The following is an 18,180-nucleotide window of genomic DNA, read 5'->3' as shown; positions in this document are numbered from 1 at the left end:
GTGGGAGAGGCTTCAGGCGCGTCACGGGTGTGATGCGCCTCACCTACCGATTGTTCGGTCGTCGGCACATTTTGGCTACAGGCACCTCACGGCTGTGGACAAACGGTTCTCCACAACCTGGAATGAACGCACTACGTCCATGGTAGGGAGGCGGGGGGACATGGCACCTGAACAAATGGCCGACCGGTCGGAGGCCGGCGGCACCGTGCCACCGCCGCGCCCGCCCGACGCCATCGACCTGGACATCCTCCAGATGCTCCAGGCGGACGGCCGGGCGTCGATACGGTCGGTGGCCGAACGGGTCCATGTCTCGCGGGCCAACGCGTACGCGCGCATCAACCGCCTCATCGACGACGGCGTCATCCGGGGGTTCGGTGCCCGGGTCGACCATGAACGGGCCGGTCAGGGCACCTCGGCGTACATCACCCTGAAGATCGTGCAGAACTCCTGGCGGACCGTGCGCGAGCAGCTGAGACAGCTGCCGGGGGCCTCGCACATCGCGCTGGTGGGGGGCGATTTCGATGTGCTGCTGCTGGTGCACACGCCCGACAACCGGGCGCTGCGCGAGCTGGTGCTGACCCGGCTCCAGGCGATGCCCGAGGTGCTCAGCACCCGCACCCTGCTGGTCTTCGAGGAGGAGGACCTGGAGCCGCAGGGCTGACTCAGCCGGCCGCGCGCAGCCCTCCGAAGACCAGCCGCGCGACCGCGTCGGCCACCTCGCGCTCGCCCGCGCCCCGGCCCTCGGGCCGGTACCACTCGACGATCGAGTTGATCATCCCGAAGACCAGCCTGGTCGCGAGCCGCACCTCCACGTCGGTGCGCACCTCGCCCTCGGCGGCGGCGGCCCGCAGCAGGTCGGCGACCCGGTGGTCGAAGTCGCGGCGCCGCTCCAGCGCCCACCGCTCGGTGTCGGTGTTGCCCCGCACCCGCAGCAGGAGCGTCACGTACGGCAGCTCCGCGAGAAGTACCTCGACCATGCGCCGAACGACGTACTCCAGGCGGGCCGCGGCGCTCCCCACGCGCGCGTGCTCCTCGTCGAGGATGCCGAAGAGGCCGTCGAGCGCGCGGCTGACGGCCCGGTGCAGCAGCTCCTCCTTGCCGGCCACGTGGTGGTAGATCGACGACTTGGAGATGCCGGCCGCCTTGGAGAGGTGCTCCATGGAGGTGCCGTCGTAGCCGCGTTCGTTGAAGACCTGGACGGCGACGGACAGCAGCGTCTCGGGGGTGTACGTGTCGCGCTTGGCGGTGGTCATGGGGTGCCGCCCTCCCGCTTGTCGGTGGCGTACGCGTGCCGGTAGAGCGCCAGGGACGGCGTGTAGCGGCCGGACGGGTCGCGCAGATGGAGGTCGTCGAGGAGGGCGTAGGCCCAGTTGCGGCCGAGCCTGCGGCTCCATTCGAAGGGGCCGAGCGGGTAGTTGACGCCCAGCCGCATCGCGGTGTCGATGTCCTCCTCGGTGGCCACGCCCTTGGCGACGGCGTCGTGCGCCAGGTCGACGATCCGGGCGACCGTGCGGGCGACGATCATGCCGGGGACGTCCCCGATGACGCTGACGTCCTTGCCGAGCGCCTGGAAGAGGCCGGTGGCCTCGGCGAGGGTGCGGGGCGAGGTGTCCTGGGAGGCGGAGAGGGCGATACGGGTGGCCCTGCGGTAGTCGAGGGCGAGGTCGAAGTAGACGACGTCGCGGAACTCCACGGACGTCTGGCCGTCGGCGAGCGCCAGATGGCCGCCGCCGGGCAGCACCAGGCGGCTGCCCTGGTCCTCGTCCTCCTCGCGGACCTGGATGCCCGCCTCGCGGATCAGCGCGAGCAGGTCGGCCGCGGGCCCCAGGTCGCCCTCGACGACGACGTGGGCGGGCCGCCTGCCCGGTTCCGCGGTGTGCGGCTCGACGGGCTCGGCGTCGTCGCCGTACGCGTACCAGCCCTGCCCGCTCTTGCGGCCGAGGCGCCCCGACTCGACCAGGCGGCGCTGGGCGAGCGACGGGGTGAAGCGCACGTCCTGGAAGAAGGACGTCCACACGGAGTGGGTGACGGATTCGTTGACGTCCTGGCCGATGAGGTCGGTCAGTTCGAACGCGCCCATCCGGAAGCCGCCGCACTCGCGCAGCACGGCGTCGATGGTGGCAGGGTCGGCGCCCTGCGCCTCGTGGACCGCGAAGGCCTCGGCGTAGAAGGGCCGCGCGATGCGGTTGACGATGAAGCCCGGGGTGTCCGCGCAGGCGACCGGCGTCTTGCCCCAGGCGCGCGCCGTCTCGTACGCGCGCGTGGCGGACGTGACGTCACTGGCGTACCCGGAGACGACCTCCACCAGCGGCAGCAGCGGGGCGGGGTTGAAGAAGTGCAGGCCGACGAAGCGGCCGGGGTTGCGCAGCGCGCCGCCGATCGCGGTCACCGACAGGGAGGAGGTGTTGGTGGCCAGCAGGCAGTCCTCGCCGACCACGTCCTCCAGCTGCCTGAACAGCTCCTGTTTGACGTCGAGCCGCTCCAGGACGGCCTCGACGACCAGCGTGCAGTCCGCGAGGTCGGACAGGTGGGCGGCGGGCAGCAGCCGCTCGCGCGCGGCGTCCCGTTCGGCGGCGGTGAGCCGGTCCTTGGCGACCAGCCGGTCGAGCCGGGCGACGATCGCGTCGGCGGCCCTGGCCGCCTGCCCGGCGACCGAGTCGTACAGCCGAACGGAGTGGCCCGCGACCAGCGCCACCTGGGCGATGCCCTGTCCCATGGTTCCGGTGCCTACCACGGCCACGGGGCTGCTGAGGTCCAGTGCTGTCATGGGCGCGATCCTCCCGCACGGGGTTTTCCACAGATGCGGCGGTCCCCCTTGTCCCGACCGATCGTTCGGTTACTCTAACTCTGTCCGGCTGTTTCTGCCCAGGTCATGAGCTCGAAGAAGAGTTCTCCAGACGAGGAGTTGGTCCCGCATGGCCGCCGAACCGTCCGCCCACGCGCTGATCGCCGCCCACCGGCCCACCCTGGACCAGGCACTGGAAGCGATCCGCACCCGCGCCTACTGTTCCCCGCACCCCGAGCACCCCAAGGCCTACGGCGAGAACGGCAGCCTGGATGCGGCGGCGGGCAAGGCCGCCTTCGACGCCCTCCTCGGCACCCGCCTCGACCTCGGCCAGCCCGGCACGGACGACTGGACGGGCGCGGAGGAGTCGCCGTACGGCATCGCCCTCGGTGTCACCTACCCGCACGCCGACCCGGACGTCCTGCTGCCCGCCATGCGGGCCGGACAGCCGGCCTGGCGGGACGCCGGCCCCGAACTGCGCGCGATGGTCTGCCTGGAGATCCTCAAGCGGATCAGCGACCGCACGCACGAGTTCGCGCACGCCGTCATGCACACCAGCGGCCAGGCGTTCATGATGGCGTTCCAGGCGGGCGGCCCGCACGCCCAGGACCGCGGCCTCGAGGCGGTGGCGTACGCGTACGCGGAGCAGGTCCGCACCCCCGCCGCCGCCGAGTGGACCAAGCCGCAGGGCAAGCGCGACCCGCTCGCCCTCACCAAGACGTTCACACCGGTCCCGCGCGGCGTCGCGCTGGTCATCGGCTGCAACACCTTCCCCACCTGGAACGGCTTCCCCGGCCTGTTCGCCTCCCTCGCCACCGGCAACGCGGTGCTGGTGAAGCCCCACCCGCGCGCGGTGCTGCCGCTCGCGCTCACCGTGCGGATCGCGCGCGAGGCGCTCGCCGACGCGGGCTTCGACCCCAACCTGGTGGCGCTGGCCGCCGAGCGGCCCGGCGAGGGCATCGCCAAGACCCTCGCGACGCGCCCGGAGATCCGGATCGTCGACTACACGGGCTCGACCGCCTTCGGCGACTGGCTGGAGGCCAACGCCCGCCAGGCGCAGGTCTACACGGAGAAGGCGGGCGTCAACACGGTCGTCGTCGAGTCCACCGACGACTACCGCGGGATGCTCGGCAACCTCGCGTTCTCGCTCTCCCTCTACAGCGGCCAGATGTGCACCACCCCGCAGAACCTGCTGATCCCCCGGGACGGCATCCGCACCGACGCCGGACCGCGCACCTTCGACGAGGTGGTGGCCGACCTCGCGCGCGCGGTCGACGGCCTCCTCGGTGACGACGCGCGCGCCAACGGGCTGCTGGGCGCCCTCGTCAACCCCGAGGTGAAGGCCCGCCTCGAGGCAGCCGCCGGGCTCGGCGAAGTCGCCCTCGCCTCACGGGAGATCGTCAACCCCGACTTCCCCGGCGCGGTCGTGCGCACCCCGCTGATCGTGAAGCTGGACGGCACCAAGCCGGACGACGAGGCCGCCTGGACCAGCGAGTGCTTCGGCCCGGTCTCCTTCGCCGTCGCGGTCGACTCGGCGGCGCACGCGGTGGAGCTGCTGCGCCGCACGGTCCGCGAACGGGGCGCGATGACGGTCGGCGCCTACACCACGGACCAGGACGTGGAGCGGTCGGTGGAGGAGGTCTGCCTGGAGGAGTCGGCGCAGCTCTCGCTGAACCTGACGGGCGGGGTCTACGTCAACCAGACGGCCGCCTTCTCGGACTTCCACGGCTCGGGCGGCAACCCGGCGGCCAACGCGGCCCTCACGGACACCGCGTTCGTCGCCAACCGCTTCCGGACGGTGGAGGTGCGCCGCCCGGCGTAGCGGCCGGCGGGCCGGCCCGCCGCTCAGCGGGCCGTCGCGCTCCAGTGGTACAGCGTCATGGCCACGCTGGTGGCCAGGTTGTAGCTGGAGACCTGGGGGCGCATCGGCAGCGACAGCAGTTGGCCGGCCCGCGCGCGCAGCTCCGCGGAGAGGCCGCTGCGCTCGGAGCCGAAGGCGAGGACGGCGTCGTCCGGGAGCGTCACGTCCCGGAGGTCGTCGCCCTCCGGGTCGAGCGCGAAGACCGGCCCTGCGGGCAGCTGCGCGGCTTCGAGCCGCTCCACGGCGGTCGCGAAGTGCAGCCCGGCCCCGGCCCGCACGACGGTCGGGTGCCAGGGGTCGAGGGTGCCGGTGGTGACGACGCCGGTCGCGCCGAACCCGGCGGCGAGCCGGATGACCGCGCCCGCGTTGCCGAGGTTGCGCGGCTGGTCGAGGACCACGACCGGCGCCGTCCTCGGCAGCCTGGCCAGCACCGCGAGCTGCCCGGCCCGCTCGGGGCGTACGGCGAGGGCGGCCACACCGGTCGGGTGCGGGCGCGGCACGAGCGCCGTGTACGTCGCCCGCGGCACCTCGGTGAGGAGCGCGGCCAGGGCGTCGCGGACGTCGGGGGCGAGGTCGTCGGCGAGGGCGAGGGCCGCCGCCCGGTCGGTGGCGACCGCGACCGGCACGTCGGCCCCGAACCGCACGGCGTGCTTGAGGGCGTGGAACCCGTCGAGCAGGACGGCGTCGGCGGCGAGCCTGTGCCAGTCGGTCAGGGGGGCGGCGGTCATGCCGTGCAGCCTACGTGCGGCCGGCCTCGGCACCGACCGCCGCGTCGTCACCCGCTCCCCGCGGCCCCGGGACCGTCGCCCGGCCGCCGCGGCCCTGGAGGCGGCCCCGCGCGCGTGCCGCCCAGCCGCCGAGCCGGCGCAGGAAGGACGTCGGCAGGAAGACCGCGTCGGCGGCGATCATCGCGAGCGAGAAGAACGGCAGCCCGAGGACGACGGCGATCACCGCGTGCTCGACCATCATCAGCGCGAGCAGGACGTTCTTGACCCGCCGGTTGAAGAGCGTGAAGGGGAAGGCGACCTGCACGATCACCGTCCCGTAGGTGACCAGCATGACCATGGTGCCGCTGGCGGCGAGCAGATCGGCGAGGGCCGGCCAGGGTGAGAAGTAGTCCAGGTGCAGCGGGTAGTGCACGGCGGTGCCGTCCTGCCAGCGCGAACCCTGGATCTTGTACCAGCCGGCCGTCGCGTAGATCAGACACGCCTCCGCCATGATCACGAAGAGCGCGCCGTTGTGCGCGACGGCGGCGACCACGTCGAGCAGCACCCGCGGCTCGCGCCCGCGCGCCCACCGCTCCACGGCCCACCGCACCGCCACGCCCACCCAGACCACGTACAGGACCGTCGGAGCGGTCGGGTCGACGGCGTCGAGCCGCCCCCCGGCGGTCACCGCGACCAGCGTGAACCCGAGGACACCCCACAGCGCGGGACCGACCCGGTCGACGACGTGCTCCCCCCGCGCGCGTGCCGCGGCCGTCAGCCGCGCCCGCCTGGCGTCCAGCGACCAGACCTGACCGCAGCGCGTGAACACCAGGTAGATCGCCATCAGGTGCAGGACGTTGTCGCCGCCGTCGCCCATGAAGACACTGCGGTTCTGCAACGACAGCACACCGACCATGAACAGCACGGACAGCGTGCGGGTGCGCCAGCCGAGCAGCAGCAGGACGGAGCTGACCACGGCGAGCGCGTACACCGCCTCGAACCAGCCCTGGCCGTCCGACCACATCAGCGCGGTGAAGGCGTGGTTGGTCGCGATCAGCTGCTGCGCCAGGTCCCAGCTCCAGGGCCCGTCGGGGCCGTACATCTCCTGCCGGTGCGGGAACTCGCGGAGCAGGAACAGCAGCCAGGTCGCGCTGAATCCGATCCGGATGACGGCGCTCTGGTAGGGGCCGAGCGCGGATCCGGTGAGCCGCGCGAGGGCGGCGGAGACCGCCGGGGCGAATCGGTTCACTGGACGGCTCCGGCGGTCTTCGCGTCGCGGGCGGGGCGCGCGTCAGGCACCGGCCACCACGGCAGCACGCGGTACGTCGGCTGGTCCGAGACCTTCTCGCCGCTCCACCGGGGCGGCGGCACGTTGGTGGTGCGGGAGCGCAGCTGGACGCGCTGCACGGTGCCGCCGTCGCCCGCCGCGCCCTCGCGCGCCAGGCGCAGCAGCACGATGCGGGTCAGATAGGTCTGGGAGAGCGCCCCGCGCTGGCCGTTCGGACGGTTGTCCGTGTCGTGGGTCGAGACGAAGAAGTCCCAGGCGCGGCGCAGTTCGTTCTGGTCGGTGTGGCTGGGCAGCGGATTGCCGTCGATGGCCCGGCCGTCCTCGGCCGACAGGTCGTACCAGCCGGTGGTGCGCACCCCGCCGTCCGCCGTGCCGATGTCGGCGCGGACCTGGACGGCGATGTTCTGCTGGAGCGGGTTGGGCGCGAAGAGCTTCCAGTTCTGCTCGAACTCGGGGTACACCCAGTCGTCGACGGCCTTGCCGTGCTGCTTGCTCAGCGTGTTCGAGGGCGCGACATGCAGGAAGACCATCCCGAGATGCGTGCAGACGGTGACGGCGACGACGGCGAGCGCGAGCGCGGCGACCAGCTGATAGCGGAGCGAGAGCGCGGCGACCCCGGAGAGCGGCGGTTGGGACGGCTGAGACGACTGAGACGCCTGAGGCGAGGGAGACGGGGAGAGGGACTGGGACGGCAGGGGCGACGGAGGCGGCTGGGACGACGGGGACGGCTGAGACGGCCGGGGCCAGCCGGAGGGCTCGGCGCCGGGTGCGGCGGCTGCTTCTCGGGAGCCTTCGGGACGGTCTGCGCGGTCTGCACGGCCTGTGCCGTCTGTGATGTCTGTGACGTCTGAGGGATCTATGGGATCTGCGGAATCTGCGCGATCTGCGGAATCTGCGGGATCTGCGGGATCTATGGGGTCTATGGGCTCGTCGGGTTCGGGGGCCGGTTCGGGTTCGGGGGCGCGTGTCCGGTCCGCCCCCGCCCCCTGGTCGTACGCGTCCATTCCGCCCCGTCTCCCGATCCCGGTCCGTCGTCCGGCCGCTTGTCCGCACGGCCGCGTGCCCGGAGGCCCGCCGCGCGCACCGGGAACGGTACTCAGGCCGAGCCGTGCTTCACAGCCCCGCGGTCCGCCCGCGGGTTATCCACAGCGGTTGACACCTTACGGCGCGCGACCGACGATGGAATCACACGAACCGAACGATCGGTCGGGAGCAGGCTCCCGGACCCAGCCCAGGTCGAGGGGGACCGCATGGCGACAGCAGCGGCGCACGAGACACGGACCGCCGAGGAGGACACCGCCACCGGCGCCTACGAACACGCTTTCGATGCCGCCGTGGCCGCCGAGGAGCGCATCGAACCGCGTGACTGGATGCCGGACGCCTACCGCGCCACCCTCGTGCGGCAGATGGCACAGCACGCCCACTCGGAGATCATCGGCATGCAGCCGGAGGCCAACTGGATCACGCGCGCGCCCTCCCTGCGCCGTAAGGCCATCCTGATGGCCAAGGTCCAGGACGAGGCGGGCCACGGCCTCTACCTGTACAGCGCCGCCGAGACCCTCGGCACCGGCCGCGACGAACTGCTCGACAAGCTCCACTCCGGCCGCCAGAAGTACTCCTCGATCTTCAACTACCCGACGCTGACCTGGGCCGACGTGGGCGCGATCGGCTGGCTCGTGGACGGCGCCGCGATCACCAACCAGGTACCGCTGTGCCGCTGCTCCTACGGCCCGTACGCGCGCGCGATGGTGCGGATCTGCAAGGAGGAGTCCTTCCACCAGCGCCAGGGGTACGAGCTGCTCCTCGCCCTCAGCCGGGGCACCCCCGAGCAGCACGCGATGGCGCAGGACGCGGTCGACCGCTGGTGGTGGCCGTCCCTGATGATGTTCGGCCCGCCGGACGACGAGTCGGCGCACTCCGCGCAGTCCATGACGTGGAAGATCAAGCGCCACTCCAACGACGAGCTGCGCCAGCGCTTCGTCGACATCTGCGTCCCGCAGGCCGCGTCCCTCGGCCTCACCCTGCCCGACCCCGAGCTGCGGTGGAACGAGGAGCGGGGCCGGCACGACTTCGGCCCGATCGACTGGTCGGAGTTCCGCGAGGTCCTCAAGGGCAACGGCCCCTGCAACGAACAACGGCTCACCCAGCGCAGGCGGGCCCACGAGGAAGGCGCCTGGGTACGGGAGGCGGCCGCCGCGTACGCGGCCAAGCAGACGACCGGCGGGGCAGAAGGAGAGCGGGCATGACGGACACCGACTGGCCCCTGTGGGAGGTCTTCGTGCGCTCGCGCCGGGGCCTCGCGCACACCCACGCCGGCAGCCTGCACGCGCCGGACGCCGCGTTCGCCCTGCGCAACGCGCGCGACCTCTACACCAGGCGCGGCGAGGGCGTCTCGATCTGGGTCGTCCCGTCGGCCGCGGTCACCGCCTCCTCGCCCGACGAGAAGGACCCGTTCTTCGAGCCGTCCGCCGACAAGCCCTACCGGCACCCGACCTTCTACGAGATCCCGGACGGGGTGAAGCACCTGTGACCGCCACCACCGCGACGACGGCCGCCCTCGCCCTCGGGGACGACGCCTTGGTGCTCTCCCACCGCCTGGGCGAATGGGCGGGCCACGCACCCGTCCTGGAGGAGGAGGTCGCCCTCGCCAACATCGCCCTCGACCTGCTCGGCCAGGCCCGGGTGCTGCTGTCGAGCGCGGGCGACGAGGACGACCTGGCGTATCTGCGCGAGGAACGCGCCTTCACCAACCTCCAGCTGGTCGAGCAGCCCAACGGCGACTTCGCCCACACCATCGCCCGCCAGCTGTACTTCTCCACCTACCAGCACCTGCTGTACGGGCAACTGGCCGCCGGAGGGGGCGAGTTCGCCGGGCTCGCCGCGAAGGCCGTCAAGGAGGTCGCCTACCACCGCGACCACGCCGAGCAGTGGACCCTGCGGCTCGGGGACGGCACGGAGGTCAGCCACGCGCGGATGCGGGCCGGGTGCGACGCCCTGTGGCGCTTCACCGGCGAGATGTTCGAGCCGGTGGCCGGGCTCGACGTGGACACCGAGGCGCTGCGCTCGCAGTGGCACGCGTCGGTGGGCGCGGTGCTGCGCCGGGCCACGCTGACGCTCCCCGAGGGCCCGGCGTCCGGCGGCTGGGCGGCGGGCGCCGGACGGCAGGGCCTGCACACCGAGTCGTTCGGGCGGATGCTCGCCGAGATGCAGCACCTGCACCGCAGCCACCCGGGGGCGTCATGGTGACGCCCACCGCCCTGGAGGCGGAGCTGCTCGCGCTCGCCGGCTCGGTCCCCGACCCGGAGTTGCCGGTGCTCACCCTCGCCGAGCTGGGCGTGGTGCGCGCGGTGCGGCTGCACGGCACCGGCGCGGCCGAGGTCGAGCTGACCCCGACCTACACCGGCTGCCCGGCGATCGAGGCGATGTCGGCGGACATCGAACGGCTGCTGCACGAGCACGGGATGGCCGAGGTCACCGTCCGCACGGTGCTGACACCGGCCTGGTCGACCGACGACATCACCGACGAAGGCCGCCGCAAACTACGGGAGTTCGGCATCGCGCCGCCGCGCGTCCACGCCGCGTCAGGACCGGTCCCCGTCACCCTCGGCGCCACCCGCACCGCGGCTCCCGAGCCGGTGCGCTGCCCGCACTGCGGCTCCGCCGACACCGAGCTGCTCAGCCGCTTCTCCTCCACCGCCTGCAAGGCGCTGCGCCGCTGCCTGGCCTGCCGTGAACCCTTCGACCACTTCAAGGAGCTGTGATGGCCCGCTTCCACGCGCTCCAGGTGGCGGCGGTCGACCGGCTCACCGACGACTCCGTCGCCCTCACCCTCACCATCCCCGAGGAGCTGCGCGAGCGGTACCGGCACGCACCGGGCCAGCACCTCGCCGTCCGGCGCACGCTCGACGGCGCCGAGGTCAGGCGCACCTACTCGATCTGCTCCCCCGCCCCCGACCCCGACGGCGGCGGCCCGCTCACCCTGCGGATCGGGGTGCGGCTGGTCGAGGGCGGCGCGTTCTCGACACACGCCCTGAAGGAGATCACCACCGGTGACGAACTGGAGGTGATGACCCCGGCGGGCCGCTTCACCCTGGACCCGGCGCCGGGCCTGTACGCGGCGATCGTCGGCGGCAGCGGCATCACCCCGGTGCTGTCGATCGCCTCGACGCTGCTGGCGCGCGAACCGCGGGCACGGTTCTGTCTGATCCGCAGCGACCGCACCTCGGCGTCCACGATGTTCCTGGAAGAGGTCGCCGACCTGAAGGACCGGTATCCGCGCCGGTTCCAGCTGGTCACGGTTCTCTCCCGGGAGGAGCAGCAGGCGGGGCTGCCGTCCGGGCGGCTCGACGACGCGCGGCTGGCCGGGCTGCTGCCCGCGCTGCTCCCGGTGGAGCGGGTGGCGGGCTGGTTCCTGTGCGGCCCGCTGGGTCTGGTGGAGGGCGCCGAGCGGGCGCTGCGCGAGATCGGCGTCCCGCGCGCCCTCGTCCACGAGGAGATCTTCCACGTGGACACCACCGCTCCCGCGCCGTCCGCCCCGGCCCCCGCGCACAGCACGGTGACCGCACGCCTCGACGGCCGCGGCGGGACCTGGCCGGTCGAGGACGGCGAATCCGTGCTGGAGACGGTCCTGCGCAACCGCCCGGACGCCCCCTACGCCTGCAAGGGCGGAGTCTGCGGCACCTGCCGGGCCTTCCTGGTCTCCGGCGAGGTCCGCATGAACCGCAACTTCGCCCTGGAACCGGAGGAGACGGCGGCGGGCTACGTCCTGGCCTGCCAGTCGCACGCGGTGACGGAGGAGGTGGAGGTGGACTTCGACCGCTGACAACGGCTCACGGCGACACCCCACCTGTTGCCGCGCTGCCGCCGGCCGTCAGCGGCACGCTGTCCTTCGTCGCCAGTCGGCAAACGCCAGACGGCAAACGCCAGACGGCCGGACGCCCGTCGGCAGACAGCACCCGCCAGTCGCCAGTCGCCCGTCAGCCGTCGGTCGTCGGTCGTCGGTCGAAGAGGTGACCGCCCGTTCCCTTCTTCTAGAACCTGTTCTATCTTGACGCTCCGTCAGATCAGCGGAGCCGCCGGGAGGACAGGACCGTGGACTTCACCTTCAGCGAGGAGCAGCAGGCGGCGGCGGAGGCGGCGCGGGGGGTCTTCGCCGACGTCGCGCCCGACTCGGTGCCCAGTCCCTCGATGGTCGTGGGCGCCGTCGCCGACGACTTCGACCGCGCCCTGTGGGCCAGGCTCGCCGAGGCGGACCTGCTGAGCCTGCTGCTCGACCCGGAAGAGGGCGGCGCGGGCCTCGACGCCATCGCGCTCTGCCTGGTGCTGCGCGAGTCCGCGAAGGTCTTGGCCCGGGTGCCGCTGCTCGAACACAGCGCGGCGGTGGCGACGATCCAGGCCCACGGCGGCCCGGAGCCGAGGTCGGCGCTGGTGGCCCGCGCGGGCCGGGGCGAGCTGGTGCTGACGGTCGCCGCGAGCGGCCGCACCGGCCACGACCCGGCCGAACTCGCCGTGACCGCACGGCAGGACGGCGACGCGTGGCTGCTGGACGGCGTCCAGACGGCGGTGCCGTGGGCGCAGACCGCCGACCACATCGTCGTCCCGGCCCGCAGCACCACGGGCGACAGCCGCACCCTCCTCGCCGTCGTCCCCCGGGGCCAGGAGGGGACCGACATCGCCGAGCAGATCTCCACCACCGGTGAGCGGCTCGGCGAACTGCGCCTGGAGTCGGCGCGGGTACCGGCGGCGTCCGTCATCGACTCCGACGGCGCCTGGGAGGAGCTGCGGGACCTGCTGACCACCGGGACCTGCGCGCTGGCGCTCGGCCTCGGTGAGCGGGTGCTGCGGATGAGCGGCGAATACACCGGCAAGCGGGAGCAGTTCGGGTTCCCGGTCGCCACCTTCCAGGCCGTCGCGATGCAGGCCGCCGACCGCTACATCGACCTGCGCGCGATGGAGGTCACCCTCTGGCAGGCAGCCTGGCGGATCGCCACCAGGGCGCCCGGCGCACTGCCCGCCGCGGGCGACGTGGCGGTGGCGAAGATCTGGGCCGCGGAGGGCGTGCGCAGGGTCGTGCAGACGGCTCAGCATCTGCACGGCGGGTTCGGGGCGGACGTCGAGTACCCGCTGCACCGCTACCACGCGTGGGCCAAGCAGCTGGAGCTGTCGCTCGGCCCGGCCGCCGCACACGAGGAGGCCCTCGGCGACCTGCTGGCCGCGCACCCCCTGAGCTGACCGCCCGAGCACGCAGCGCCCACCAGCCCCTACGGGCAGAGGCCGACGCCTTCCGCCCGCCCTGCCCCGCAGCGGCAGCAGCCGCAGCCGCTAGAGGACGAACCCGTCCTGCCCCGCGTCCGTCACGACGGGGCGGCCCGCCGCGGCCCACACCTGCATCCCGCCGTCGACGTTCACGGCGTCCACGCCCTGCTGCGCCAGGTACATGGTGACCTGGGCGGACCGGCCGCCGGAGCGGCAGATGACGTTGACCCGGCCGTCCTGCGGGGCGGCCTCGGTCAGCTCGCCGTAGCGGGCCACGAACTCGCTGAGGGGGATGTGCAGGGCCCCTTCGGCATGGCCCGCCTGCCACTCGTCGTCCTCGCGGACGTCCAGCAGGAAGTCGCCGTCCTTGAGGTCCGCGACCTCGACCGTGGGCACACCAGCTCCGAATTGCATGCCCCGACGCTACCCGAACCGGATCGCGCCGCATCGCGCCGGACCAGTCGGACCAGTTGGATCAGTCGGATCGAGCCGTCGACCCACTCGTCCACCCGACCACCGGGCCACTGGGCTCACCGGGCCACCGGGCCAGGCCCCCGGGCTCACCGGCTACCCGAGCAGCGCGGCCAGCTCCTCCTCGCGCGCGGCGACCTGCGCGAGCAGTTGCTCGGCGATCTCCTCAAGAAGCCGGTCGGGGTCGTCGGGGGCGAGCCGCAGCATCGAGCCGATCGCGCTCTCCTCCATCTCCTTGGCGACCAGCGTGAGCAGCTCCTTGCGCTGGGACAGCCATTCGAGACGGGCGTACAGCTCCTCGCTGTGGCTCGGGCCGCGCTCCTTGGGGGCGGGGCCCTTGGCCCACTCCTCGGCCAGCTCGCGCAGCAGCGCCTCGTCACCGCGCGCGTAGGCCGCGTTGACGCGGGTGATGAACTCCTCGCGCCGCTGACGTTCGCTCTCGTCGGGCGCCAGGTCGGGGTGGGCCTTGCGGGCGAGGTCGCGGTAGAGCTTGCGCGCCTCGTCGCTCGGGCGGACCCGCTGAGGGGGCCGCACCGGCTGGTCGGTGAGCATCGCGACGGCCTCGGGGAACAGTCCGTCGCCGTCCATCCAGCCGTTGAACAGCTCCTCGACGCCCGGCATCGGCATCACCCGGGCCCGCGCCTCGTCCGCCTTGCGCCGGTCCTCCGGGTCACCGGTGCGGTCGGCGGTGACCTCGGCGATCCGGGCGTCCAGCTCGTCGAGCCTGGTGTACATGGGGCCGAGCTTCTGGTGGTGCAGGCGGGAGAAGTTCTCCACCTCGACGCGGAACGTCTCCACCGCGATCTCGTACTCGATCAGCGCCTGCTCGGCGGCCCGCACAGCCCGTTCGAGCCGCTCCTCGGGCCGCGCCGCACCGCCTTCGGCCGCCGCCTGCGCCTCACCATCAGATCCGGAGCTCGTCACCCGCTCAGCCTAGGCCACCAACGGCCCACCGAGGTCACCAGGAGACCCCCGCGAGCCCCTCACGGACCCACGGCCCCACGGGCCCCCGCCCCGACCGACCGACCGCCGCAGCCGCCGCCCCCACCGCACCACCCCCGACCTCCGAGCCGCCCGACCTCCGCCACCGTCCACCCACGGAGCCGCCCGCACACCGCGCAGCCCGCCCACCGGGCCACCCGCCCCCCGTCACACCCCCAGCTCGGCCGCGACCCGCCCCGATCGCACCGCAGCGACCAGGTCGGCGTGGTCGGCCTCGGTACGGTCGGCGTAGGCGACGGCGAAGTCGGCGAGCGCCTCGTCGAGCTCCTCGTTCTTGCCGCAGTACCCGGCGATCAGGGACGGGTCGGCGCTGTGCGCGTGGGCGCGGGCCAGCAGCGCGCCGGTCATCCGCGCGTAGTCGTCGATCTGGTCGGCGGCGAGCGCGGCGGGGTCGACGCTGCCCTTGCGGTTGCGGAACTGCCGTACCTGGAAAGGCCGTCCGTCGACCGTCGTCCAGCCCAGCAGGTTGTCGCTGACGACCTGCATCCGCTTCTGCCCGAGGACCACCCGGCGCCCCTCGTGGGCGACGGCGGGCGTCTCGAAGCCGGCCGTCGCCAGGTGCGGCACCAGCGACGAGGCGCGCGCCTCCTTCACCTGGAGGACGAGCGGCTCGCCCCGGTGGTCGAGGAGCAGCACCACATAGGACCTGGTCCCGACGCTGCCGGTGCCGACGACCCGGAAGGCCACGTCGTGCACCGCGTGCCGGGCCAGCAGCGGCAGCCGGTCCTCGGAGAGCGTCTCCAGGTAGGACTCGAGGGACGCGGCGACCGCCTCCGCCTCGGCGTCCGGTATCCGGCGCAGCACCGGACGGGCCTCGACGAAGCGCCGGCCGCCGTCCCCGGTCGCCTCCGTGGACTTCGCCGCGAACCGCCCGCTGGTGTTGGCCCGCGCCTTCTCGGAGACCCGCTCCAGGGTGCCGAGCAGATCGTGGGCGTCGGCGTGCGAGACCAGCTCCTCGTCCGCGACGGCGTTCCACGCGTCCAGCGCCGGGAGCCTGGCCAGCAGCCGCATGGTGCGACGGTAGGCGCCGGCCGCGTCACCCGCCGCCTCGCGGCACTGGTCCTCGTCGGCACCGGCCTCGCGGCCCGCGAGCACCAGGGAGGCGGCGAGCCGCTTCAGGTCCCACTCCCAGGGTCCTTCGACGGTCTCGTCGAAGTCGTTCAGGTCGATCACCAGACCGCCGCGGGCGTCCCCGTAGAGGCCGAAGTTGGCGGCGTGGGCGTCACCGCAGAGCTGGGCGCGGATCCGGGTGGTCGGGGTGCGGGCCAGGTCGTACGCCATCAGCCCGGCGGAGCCGCGCAGGAAGGCGAAGGGGGTGGCCGCCATCCGGCCCGCCCGGATCGGCGTGAGGGCCGGTATCCGGCCGAGGTTGGACTCCTCGACGGCGGTGACGGCGTCCGGCCGTGAGCCGTCCAGGTCGAGCGTGGCGTGCGCGGACCTCGGCAGGACCGCGCGCAGCGCCTTCCCTTCGCGCTTGGGCGAGGCGGGAGCGGGGAACGTGGCGAGCCCACGCACCCGGAAGGGCCTCCGGAGCCCCGTCCGGCCCGCGCCCGCACTCGCACTCGCGCCCCCACCGACGCCCTCGCCGGCGACTTCGCTCGACCCCACCAATCCGGCCACCACGACCGCCTCCCCCGTACCCGCACGAACATCAACTCGTGCCGACGGTACCGCCGGTGACGAAAACGCGTCAGACCCTGTGGAAAACTCGGCGCACCCCGCCATGACGACCTGTGGACAACTCACCGGCTCCCGCGATCACCGCCCGTGAACGGCCCAGCGCACCCGCCACCAGTGGCCCACAGCCGCCACCCATCGCCGCCACCCACGTCCGGCAAGGCGCGCCCATCTGAACGCTCTCCACGCCCCGGCTCACGCGGCCCACACGCGACCTACGCGTGGCGCGAACTCCTCAGCAGACCCCAGCAGCTCGCAGCCGATAGCCCGCAACAGCTCGCAGCAGACGCCCGCAACAGCTCGCAGCAGATCGCAGCAACTCGCAGCCGCGCCCAGCAGCTCGCGCCCAGCAGCCCGCTCTCACCAGCTCTCAGCAGATCCCGCCGTCGCGCTCCTCCGGCAGATGCGTGCTCGCCCACTCGCCGAGCTTCCGCAGCGCCGGTTCGAGGGCCTCGCCCGCCTCGGTGAGCCGGTAGGAGACCCGTAGCGGCGGCCCCTCGTCGACCTCCCGCACCAGCAGCCCGGCGCCGCCCAGTTCGCTGAGCCGGTCGGAGAGCATCCGCTCGCTGATGCCGGGCACCGCCCGGCGCAGGTCGACGAAGTACGCGGGACCGCCGGTCAGCACGGCCACGATCGGGCCGGTCCAGCGCTTGCCGAGCAGCTGGAAGACCCGGGTGATCCCGGCGTCGACCCGCTTGCACGCCGCGGGGTCGTGTGTCTCCTCGACCGTCATGCCGACCAGGGTACTGCCCGCCCGTACGGGGATGAAAAAAAGTAAGTGACTGTGTTATCCATAGTCGAGTACTAATTCTCAGCACGGCGCACAGACATCCCCACTCCCTGGAGACCCCCATGCCGACGCTCCTGCACATCGACTCCTCCGTCTTCCCGGCCGGCGCCTCCGCGTCCCGTGACGTCACCGACGCCTTCCGCACGGCGTGGCAGGAACAGCACCCCGAGGGCACGGTGATCCACCGCGACCTGTCCGCGCACCCGGTGCCGCACATCAGCGCCGACGCGCACACCGCAGGCTTCGCGGACCCGGCCACGCACACCCCGGGGCAGGCCGCGGCCTTCGCCGAACGCCTGAAGCTGATCGAGGAGCTGGAGAACGCGGACGCCGTCCTGATCGGCGCCCCGATGTACAACTTCTCGATCCCGTCGACCCTGAAGGCGTGGCTGGACAACGTGATCCTGATGGGCCGCACCGCGGGCGCCGAGGAGTCCAAGGTGAAGGGCACCCCGGTCACCGTGGTCGCCAGCCGGGGCGGCTCCTACGCGCCCGGCACCCCGCGCGAGGGCTTCGAGTACGTCCAGAACTACCTGCGCGCGGTCTTCGCCGACGCGCTCGGCGCTGATCTGGAGTTCATCGTCCCGGAGCTGACCATGGCCCCGCACAATCCGGCGATGGCCGACCTGGTCCCGCTCTACGAGGCGTCGCGCGAGCGTGCCCTGGAGGACGCCGCCACCAAGGCCAAGTCCCTGGCGGACCGCCTGGCGGCCTGACCCGCTCCCACCGGCCCGCTCCCGGGGCACCAGGGCGGGCCGGTCTCCGTGAGACACCTCACACCGCAGGGACATCACACGGCCACGGGGCCGGCGCGGAGACGCCCGGCCCCGCACCCGTGACCGGCGCGACGCACCCGTCCCCGGAGAACGCGGAAGCCCCCCGGTCCTGAGACCGGGGGGCTTCCGACTGGTGCGCGAGGGGGGAGTTGAACCCCCACGCCCTTTCGGGCACTGGAACCTGAATCCAGCGCGTCTGCCTATTCCGCCACCCGCGCATTGGGTGTGTCCTGGGCCTCCGTGCCTTGCGGTGCGGCGCCTTCCGACACGCAGAACATTAGCACGCTGACAGGGGTGGATTCACATCGCTCGACGGCGGGCAACCGGCGACCAGGGAGGTCGCGCGCACCGTCCCGCGCGGCCGTCGAACGCACCGGGTCGTCCGCTCCGTATCGACGGGGGACACGGAACGGACAAGGATCCGTTCACGTATCAACCTCGTACCGGAACCGGCCGTCTCCCCAGGAGCAGGTCCGGGCGCACAGTCCGGTGCGGGACACTGGTCTGCGGCCACCTCTACGATCCTGGGCAGAAGCAGCGCACCACGGGAACGCCGGACCACCCGGAG

General features: G+C 72.9%; 18 protein-coding genes and 1 tRNA gene. 9 read left to right on the top strand and 10 right to left on the bottom strand.

Annotation, left to right across the window (positions count from 1 at the left end):
- The first annotated feature begins 160 nt into the window (after nt 1-160).
- Nucleotides 161-661, top strand: coding sequence for an Lrp/AsnC family transcriptional regulator (locus tag DDJ31_RS19960; protein WP_171480858.1), 501 nt, complete (start codon nt 161-163; stop codon nt 659-661).
- A gap of 1 nt (nt 662) precedes the next feature.
- On the opposite strand, the gene DDJ31_RS19955 is transcribed toward DDJ31_RS19960, so the two are convergent.
- Nucleotides 663-1,253 carry a TetR/AcrR family transcriptional regulator gene (locus DDJ31_RS19955; RefSeq protein WP_127178949.1) on the bottom strand — a complete coding sequence of 197 codons (591 nt, stop codon included), beginning with the start codon at nt 1,251-1,253 and terminating at the stop codon, nt 663-665.
- The gene (locus DDJ31_RS19950; RefSeq protein ID WP_127178950.1) at nt 1,250-2,767 is read right to left on the bottom strand and encodes a 3-hydroxyacyl-CoA dehydrogenase; all 1,518 of its coding nucleotides are present in this window, start codon (nt 2,765-2,767) and stop codon (nt 1,250-1,252) included. The genes DDJ31_RS19955 and DDJ31_RS19950 overlap by 4 nt, the downstream gene beginning before the upstream one ends.
- 148 nt (nt 2,768-2,915) lie before the next feature.
- Between DDJ31_RS19950 and paaN the strand changes: the two genes are divergently transcribed.
- On the top strand, nt 2,916-4,607 hold the full coding sequence (gene paaN, locus DDJ31_RS19945) for a phenylacetic acid degradation protein PaaN (RefSeq protein ID WP_127178951.1): 1,692 nt from the start codon (nt 2,916-2,918) through the stop codon (nt 4,605-4,607).
- Nucleotides 4,608-4,630: 23 nt separating this feature from the next.
- On the opposite strand, the gene DDJ31_RS19940 is transcribed toward paaN, so the two are convergent.
- From DDJ31_RS19940 to DDJ31_RS40060, 3 genes are read right to left on the bottom strand one after another with little or no spacing between them, the layout of a single operon-like run.
- A complete protein-coding gene (locus tag DDJ31_RS19940) occupies nt 4,631-5,374 on the bottom strand; it encodes a TrmH family RNA methyltransferase (RefSeq protein WP_127178952.1) in 744 nt (247 codons plus the stop codon).
- Between the two features lie 10 nt (nt 5,375-5,384).
- The gene (locus DDJ31_RS19935) at nt 5,385-6,602 is read right to left on the bottom strand and encodes an HTTM domain-containing protein (RefSeq protein WP_127178953.1); all 1,218 of its coding nucleotides are present in this window, start codon (nt 6,600-6,602) and stop codon (nt 5,385-5,387) included.
- A complete protein-coding gene (locus tag DDJ31_RS40060) occupies nt 6,599-7,171 on the bottom strand; it encodes a DUF5819 family protein (RefSeq protein ID WP_431027668.1) in 573 nt (190 codons plus the stop codon). The genes DDJ31_RS19935 and DDJ31_RS40060 overlap by 4 nt, the downstream gene beginning before the upstream one ends.
- Nucleotides 7,172-7,891: 720 nt before the next feature.
- Between DDJ31_RS40060 and paaA the strand changes: the two genes are divergently transcribed.
- The 6 genes from paaA to DDJ31_RS19900 all read left to right on the top strand — a co-directional run bounded on the left by paaA (nt 7,892) and on the right by DDJ31_RS19900 (nt 12,872).
- On the top strand, nt 7,892-8,887 hold the full coding sequence (paaA, locus tag DDJ31_RS19925; RefSeq protein ID WP_127178955.1) for a 1,2-phenylacetyl-CoA epoxidase subunit PaaA: 996 nt from the start codon (nt 7,892-7,894) through the stop codon (nt 8,885-8,887).
- Nucleotides 8,884-9,171, top strand: a complete 288-nt coding sequence (gene paaB / locus DDJ31_RS19920) for a 1,2-phenylacetyl-CoA epoxidase subunit PaaB (protein ID WP_127178956.1) — start codon at nt 8,884-8,886, stop codon at nt 9,169-9,171. The genes paaA and paaB overlap by 4 nt, the downstream gene beginning before the upstream one ends.
- Nucleotides 9,168-9,887, top strand: coding sequence for a 1,2-phenylacetyl-CoA epoxidase subunit PaaC (paaC, locus tag DDJ31_RS19915; RefSeq protein ID WP_127178957.1), 720 nt, complete (start codon nt 9,168-9,170; stop codon nt 9,885-9,887). Before paaB ends, paaC begins: the two co-directional genes overlap by 4 nt.
- The gene (paaD, locus tag DDJ31_RS19910) at nt 9,881-10,402 is read left to right on the top strand and encodes a 1,2-phenylacetyl-CoA epoxidase subunit PaaD (protein WP_127178958.1); all 522 of its coding nucleotides are present in this window, start codon (nt 9,881-9,883) and stop codon (nt 10,400-10,402) included. Before paaC ends, paaD begins: the two co-directional genes overlap by 7 nt.
- On the top strand, nt 10,402-11,463 hold the full coding sequence (locus tag DDJ31_RS19905; RefSeq protein WP_127178959.1) for a 2Fe-2S iron-sulfur cluster-binding protein: 1,062 nt from the start codon (nt 10,402-10,404) through the stop codon (nt 11,461-11,463). The genes paaD and DDJ31_RS19905 overlap by 1 nt, the downstream gene beginning before the upstream one ends.
- A gap of 269 nt (nt 11,464-11,732) precedes the next feature.
- Nucleotides 11,733-12,872, top strand: a complete 1,140-nt coding sequence (locus DDJ31_RS19900) for an acyl-CoA dehydrogenase family protein (RefSeq protein ID WP_127178960.1) — start codon at nt 11,733-11,735, stop codon at nt 12,870-12,872.
- Nucleotides 12,873-12,962: 90 nt separating this feature from the next.
- Here the strand turns inward: DDJ31_RS19900 and DDJ31_RS19895 are convergent, their stop codons facing one another.
- The 4 genes from DDJ31_RS19895 to DDJ31_RS19880 all read right to left on the bottom strand — a co-directional run bounded on the left by DDJ31_RS19895 (nt 12,963) and on the right by DDJ31_RS19880 (nt 16,779).
- Nucleotides 12,963-13,292: a rhodanese-like domain-containing protein gene (locus DDJ31_RS19895; RefSeq protein ID WP_127182696.1), complete on the bottom strand. Its 330-nt coding sequence runs from the start codon at nt 13,290-13,292 to the stop codon at nt 12,963-12,965.
- A 171-nt stretch (nt 13,293-13,463) separates the two neighbouring features.
- On the bottom strand, nt 13,464-14,291 hold the full coding sequence (locus DDJ31_RS19890; RefSeq protein ID WP_127178961.1) for a J domain-containing protein: 828 nt from the start codon (nt 14,289-14,291) through the stop codon (nt 13,464-13,466).
- Nucleotides 14,292-14,516: 225 nt separating this feature from the next.
- A complete protein-coding gene (locus tag DDJ31_RS19885; RefSeq protein ID WP_164785122.1) occupies nt 14,517-15,980 on the bottom strand; it encodes a DUF2252 domain-containing protein in 1,464 nt (487 codons plus the stop codon).
- A gap of 436 nt (nt 15,981-16,416) precedes the next feature.
- Nucleotides 16,417-16,779, bottom strand: coding sequence for a winged helix-turn-helix transcriptional regulator (locus tag DDJ31_RS19880; RefSeq protein ID WP_127178962.1), 363 nt, complete (start codon nt 16,777-16,779; stop codon nt 16,417-16,419).
- Nucleotides 16,780-16,898: 119 nt separating this feature from the next.
- Between DDJ31_RS19880 and DDJ31_RS19875 the strand changes: the two genes are divergently transcribed.
- Entirely contained in the window at nt 16,899-17,552 is a 654-nt protein-coding gene (locus tag DDJ31_RS19875; protein ID WP_127178963.1) for an FMN-dependent NADH-azoreductase, read from the top strand.
- Nucleotides 17,553-17,743: 191 nt separating this feature from the next.
- Here the strand turns inward: DDJ31_RS19875 and DDJ31_RS19870 are convergent.
- A tRNA-Leu gene (locus tag DDJ31_RS19870) sits at nt 17,744-17,830 on the bottom strand.
- Between the last annotated feature and the right edge of the window lie 350 nt (nt 17,831-18,180).

This window comes from Streptomyces griseoviridis (assembly GCF_005222485.1).
GTDB classification, from domain to species: domain Bacteria; phylum Actinomycetota; class Actinomycetes; order Streptomycetales; family Streptomycetaceae; genus Streptomyces; species Streptomyces hintoniae.
Note: the sequence above shows the minus strand (reverse complement) of the source record. Positions and strands in the feature narration are given on the sequence as shown.

Coding starts and splice junctions, on each gene's coding strand:
- DDJ31_RS19905 (WP_127178959.1), top strand. CDS start 10,402: ATGGCCCGCTTCCACGCGCTCCAGGTGGCGGCGGTCGACCGGCTCACC.
- DDJ31_RS19955 (WP_127178949.1), bottom strand. CDS start 1,253: ATGACCACCGCCAAGCGCGACACGTACACCCCCGAGACGCTGCTGTCC.
- paaN (WP_127178951.1), top strand. CDS start 2,916: ATGGCCGCCGAACCGTCCGCCCACGCGCTGATCGCCGCCCACCGGCCC.
- DDJ31_RS19950 (WP_127178950.1), bottom strand. CDS start 2,767: ATGACAGCACTGGACCTCAGCAGCCCCGTGGCCGTGGTAGGCACCGGA.
- paaB (WP_127178956.1), top strand. CDS start 8,884: ATGACGGACACCGACTGGCCCCTGTGGGAGGTCTTCGTGCGCTCGCGC.
- DDJ31_RS19940 (WP_127178952.1), bottom strand. CDS start 5,374: ATGACCGCCGCCCCCCTGACCGACTGGCACAGGCTCGCCGCCGACGCC.
- DDJ31_RS19875 (WP_127178963.1), top strand. CDS start 16,899: ATGCCGACGCTCCTGCACATCGACTCCTCCGTCTTCCCGGCCGGCGCC.
- paaD (WP_127178958.1), top strand. CDS start 9,881: ATGGTGACGCCCACCGCCCTGGAGGCGGAGCTGCTCGCGCTCGCCGGC.
- DDJ31_RS40060 (WP_431027668.1), bottom strand. CDS start 7,171: ATGGTCTTCCTGCATGTCGCGCCCTCGAACACGCTGAGCAAGCAGCAC.
- DDJ31_RS19960 (WP_171480858.1), top strand. CDS start 161: ATGGCACCTGAACAAATGGCCGACCGGTCGGAGGCCGGCGGCACCGTG.
- paaA (WP_127178955.1), top strand. CDS start 7,892: ATGGCGACAGCAGCGGCGCACGAGACACGGACCGCCGAGGAGGACACC.
- DDJ31_RS19880 (WP_127178962.1), bottom strand. CDS start 16,779: ATGACGGTCGAGGAGACACACGACCCCGCGGCGTGCAAGCGGGTCGAC.